4 protein-coding genes, 1 tRNA gene and 1 pseudogene are annotated in these 4,462 nt (G+C 59.5%); 1 reads left to right on the forward strand and 5 read right to left on the reverse strand.

Going from position 1 to position 4,462, the window contains the following annotated elements; genetic code table 11:
- From B2W70_RS16630 to B2W70_RS16650, 5 genes are all read right to left on the reverse strand, one after another.
- Positions 1-953, reverse strand: a 953-nt coding sequence (locus tag B2W70_RS16630; RefSeq protein WP_286747369.1) for a hypothetical protein, incomplete at its 3' end; no start/stop codon positions are given.
- 29 nt (positions 954-982) lie between these two features.
- On the reverse strand, positions 983-1,348 hold the full coding sequence (locus B2W70_RS16635; RefSeq protein WP_286747371.1) for a hypothetical protein: 366 nt from the start codon (positions 1,346-1,348) through the stop codon (positions 983-985).
- A 2-nt stretch (positions 1,349-1,350) separates the two neighbouring features.
- Positions 1,351-2,793 (reverse strand): UbiA family prenyltransferase, encoded by a 1,443-nt coding sequence (locus B2W70_RS16640; protein ID WP_286747372.1) that lies wholly within the window; start codon positions 2,791-2,793, stop codon positions 1,351-1,353.
- Positions 2,794-3,045: 252 nt separating this feature from the next.
- Positions 3,046-3,119, reverse strand: a tRNA-Gly gene (locus B2W70_RS16645).
- A gap of 37 nt (positions 3,120-3,156) precedes the next feature.
- Entirely contained in the window at positions 3,157-3,906 is a 750-nt protein-coding gene (locus B2W70_RS16650) for a hypothetical protein (protein WP_286747375.1), read from the reverse strand.
- Positions 3,907-4,070: 164 nt separating this feature from the next.
- On the opposite strand from B2W70_RS16650, the pseudogene B2W70_RS16655 reads away from it, so the two are divergent.
- Positions 4,071-4,462, forward strand: a pseudogene (locus tag B2W70_RS16655) (tRNA (guanosine(46)-N7)-methyltransferase TrmB); the annotation flags it as partial.

The raw sequence follows: 4,462 nt of genomic DNA on the forward strand, positions 1-4,462 counted from the left end.
GAAAACAAAACCAAGAACGCCAGCACCAAACCCGGCGCGCCGACGATCAAACCCATGTTCAGGTCAAAGAACATGGAGAAAAGCCTGCCAAGGCTGATTAAGGAAAAATCCGCCGATCCGCTCGCGACGATGGGGTTCGACACACCCAGGAAAAACAAAAAATACGCCGCAGGCAAGGCGGCAATCAAGGCGCTCACTCCCCCCCAGGGCAGCCATTTGATGGACTCACGCAAGAACACCGCAGGGCGCAACAATCCAGTCCGCTGGGCCGAAACCATGGCCCAGCCTGCAATCAGCAGCGTGACAATGAAAACAGGCGGGTTGTGCGTTGAAGCCAGCGACGCCACTAGCATGGCGGGGCCGTGTCGGCCATCCGACGCCATCAAGAGGGCCAGCATCAAGAGACATGCCGTGAAGACCTCGGGATGAGCCCACCAAATGTAGAAGGGCGCTCCCACCGACAGGAACACCAAAGCCATCGCGTGCTTCTGCCAAGTGGGCCGTTTCCAGCAAAGCATCATGTATTGCACAACCAACAGCAGCATCACACCGTTGAAAAGTGTGAAAGCGCCCATCGGCGCCCAACCCAACCCCTGGAACAACGCAAAAAACGGGGCGACCAGCATCGGGTACAGCCAGAAGTGCAAGCTGAAGAGTTCGCCTGCAGGGGAAGAGACAAAGCCCTGACCGAAGCCCAGCCCGCCCAGCGATGTTTCTTTGCCAAACAATGCCATCTCGACTGGAAAGCTTGGCTGCCGCGCTTTCAGCAAGGCCTCCATGCCGAGCAAGTCGTCGGGGGTCAACCGGGGCGTTCCGTGATCCACGAACGCCATGACATAGGCCAGGTATTCCTTGCCATCGCCCAGAACCAGAGACTCGGGGATCGACATGAAGGTCATGAGCGCCACGATGGCGGCCCAGAGCCCTGCTGCAAACAGTTTTTCATGCTTCATGTCGCCCGCCTGCCCCACGCGTGAAAGCCTCAGCTACGACCGACCAGGACCACGCCTACACAGATGCACGTGACGCCCGCAACGCGCGCCAGTGTCACCTCCTCGCCCAGGAAATGCCCGATGACCAAGCTGAACAAGAAACCCAAGCCGACCAAAGGGTAGGCTTTGCTGACGTCCCATTTCGCTAAAACCAACAACCAGGCGATGGCACCAAACCCATAAAGCCCGAACCCGATCAAGACGTGCCAGTTCGAAAAGAGATCGATCAAACCAGACAAGGACAGCCCGGAAGCCATCGCCTGCTTGGATCGGTCGCTGGACATCCCGCTCTTAAGGAAGAACTGCGCCATAACAGACAGGGCAATGCTGAAAACCGCGATGCCAAGTGTTTTCATGATCACAAGGGAATGTGTAATGAATGGGCCAGCAAAACAATGCCCAGCATGAAGAGGACCGTTATGCGGCTGCCCCTATCCTTGATGGCGTATGCCACCGGGTCATCGTGCATTTCCCCGCGGGACGTTTTGATCCACAAGCGGGCCAGCCAATAAATCAACCCGAGCGCAGCCAACCAGAGCAGCTCGGGGGCGCCGTAGCGGTTCGTGGTGTCTGGCGAGCTGATGAAAAGCCCAAAAACGACTACCGCAGATAGGGCCGCGCCGACGCCAAGAGGCCACAGCACAGCCAAGTCCGTCACCCGGTAATCGCGCCCCGTCGTTGCCTCGCCGCCTGCAGCCTCGAGCGACACCAACTCACCGCAGCGCTTGACCAGTGCCAGGCTCAGGAACATGAAAACGGAAAAAGCCAGGAGCCACGAGCTGATGGTCGCGGTCGATGCGAGCGCACCAGCCAGGATTCGCAGGGTGTAAAGCACCGACAGGGACATCACGTCCATGAGGACGTAGCCCTTGAGAAACCAGCTATAGGCGCTCGTGACAACGAGGTAGACCAACAACATCAGACAGAACGCCGGGGTCACCACCAGCGCAGCACCGAATCCAGTCACCAGCAGGGCGCCTGAAACCGCCAACCCCCGAGGGATCGACAACGCACCACTCGCAAAGGGGCGCTTGCACTTCCTGGGGTGACCTCGGTCGTTATCAAGGTCCCACAAGTCGTTGACGACGTAAGTGGCGGACGCCACGAACGAGAACGCAAAGAATGCGATGACCAGCCACACAAGTTCAAAGGGATCCACATACCCGAAGGCCAGGAAAAATGGCACGAACAAAAGAGAGTTCTTTACCCACTGGTGAACACGCAGAGCCTTCAGCCAAGTGCCGAATTCACCTGAATCCACGGCGAACTCTCTTTCGATCAGGGTGTTTTTCGCACGCACCGACTTCGCCACGGTGTTCGACACGCCAACAAGCAAGGCGGACTCGGCAGCGCACCAAACAGGCAAATCTGTTGCGCTGTCGCCCGCGTATGAGAATCTCTCGCCCACCTCGCTCCGGATGGCTTTGAGCTTTTCGTCACCCTTGAGGTTTCGGGAACCCTTGGTGGCCAAAACGAGATCAAAAAGCCCCAAATGCGACGCGACCCTGGACGCGATTGACTCATGCGCAGCGGTCGCAAGGACGATTTTGCGACCGGCGGCACGCTCAGCCTTCACGTACGCCAACAATTCCTGTCGGTACGGCAGCCGGCTTGCATCCAGCTCCACCAAAGCCGCCACTTGGCTTTTGAGCGACGCTCGCCCCCTAAGCAGCCAAAAAAACAGGCGAAACAAATTCAGGGGAGAACGCTTGATGAGCTTGACGACAGACTCAGCGAGCGTGTCAGTTGCAATCAGCGTTCCATCGAGGTCCACCACGAGTGGCGCCTTTGAAATGCTCACTTAAGTCCCCCCGACATCCATGTGTCCCCTCCAGACCCAACGAACACATGGCTGGCCTGCCAGTGAGGAGGACCTACTACGATTTACTTAAATCCTGCATTCAGCCTAGCCACAGCCCGCATTGAAAAATCAAGGCTGGGCAGCCGACAGGAGACAAAGGAGGACGCCAAGCCACGCCAAAGGGCTGCGACACAGCCATGGACTACCGTCACGTGACGCCCAAGCCCCCCTTCAGCCAGAGACGCTGAAGCGTGGAGCGGGTGATGGGAATCGAACCCACGTTATTTGCTTGGGAAGCAAGAGTCCTACCATTGAACGACACCCGCAATGAGCGCGATTCTAGCGCCATCGCGGGCCGCTCGATCAGGCCTTCATGCGGCGTCGCGTGATCGCACCGATCGCCAGCATGCCAGCTGCCAGCATGCCCAGGCCGGACGCCTCGGGCACCGCCGACACCAGCGGCTTGCTTGACAGGCCAAAACGCAGCGAGGGGTTGATGTCAACGCCGAGCGAACCGAAGTTCAGCGTCGGCAGGCCGGCCTGTGCGATTTCATCGAGGGCCAGCGACCAGGTGAAGGCCGTCTGCGCCTGCTGGGTCAGCATCATGTTGTCGAGCTGCATCTGCATCGACAGCCCACCGCTGGTGGACAGGTGCAAGCCCTTGGTGACCGAGAAATTGAAGACATCGAAAGACTTGGTGATCTTGCCATCAACGGTGCCCAGATCGGCCGTCAGCACATTGCGCTTGAAATCCAGCCCGAAGTTCGCCAGCGACAGCGCGCCACCGCTTTCGGTGTTGTAGATCAGCAGACCGGAGCCCGACGCAGCGCCTGACAAGGGCTTGAGCTTGAACAGCGACACGTCCAGCGATACCTGCGTCACGGGCATCGCAAAATTCCAGTGCGAGCCATCGTCCACCGAGTTACCCAAGGCCGAAACACCGATGCCCAGCACGCTCATCAGGTCGGCTGTGTCTGAGTTGAAGCGGAAGGTGGCTTCGGCATCGATGAAAGTCGTGGGGATGGTGATCGGCAAAGCCATGGCCGCCGATGCGCCAAGCGAAAGGCTCGCCGCAAGCAGGCCTTGGCGGGTGAAGCTGGTGATCGATGCCATGGTGGACTCCGGTGCGTGTTCTGTTGAGAAGAAGCATCTCAGAAGCAGCCATGGAAAACACAGCCTGTTGCAGGGCCAGGTGGGGATCCGTCAATTGCGTCACGGGCAGGCTGCACACCCGCGCCAATTGGCATCAGGGCTGTCCCCAACCCTAAAATACCGCCATGACCTCCCCGAACGAGCAAGATTGCCCGCCTGAAGGCAGCACCCCTCCCGAAGTGGCCCATCCCCGCAGCATCCGAAGCTTCGTGATGCGGGCCGGCCGAACCACCGAAGGCCAGGCCAAGGCACTGAGCGAGCTGGGCCCGCGCTTTGTGCTGCCCTACACCGCCCAGCCCCTGGACTTCCCGACCGTCTTTGGCCGCACGGCCCCCGTTGTGCTGGAGATCGGTTTTGGCATGGGCGACGCCACGGCCAAGATCGCAGACACCCTGCCGGACACCGATTTCATCGGTTGCGAGGTTCACGAGCCGGGCGTGGGCTCCTTGCTCAAGCAGGTCGGCGAGCGCGGCCTGACCAACCTGCGAATCGTCCAGCACGACGCCGTGGAGGTGCT

The sequence above is a fragment of the Aquabacterium sp. UBA2148 genome, assembly GCF_002328915.1.
GTDB lineage: Bacteria > Pseudomonadota > Gammaproteobacteria > Burkholderiales > Burkholderiaceae_C > Aquabacterium > Aquabacterium parvum.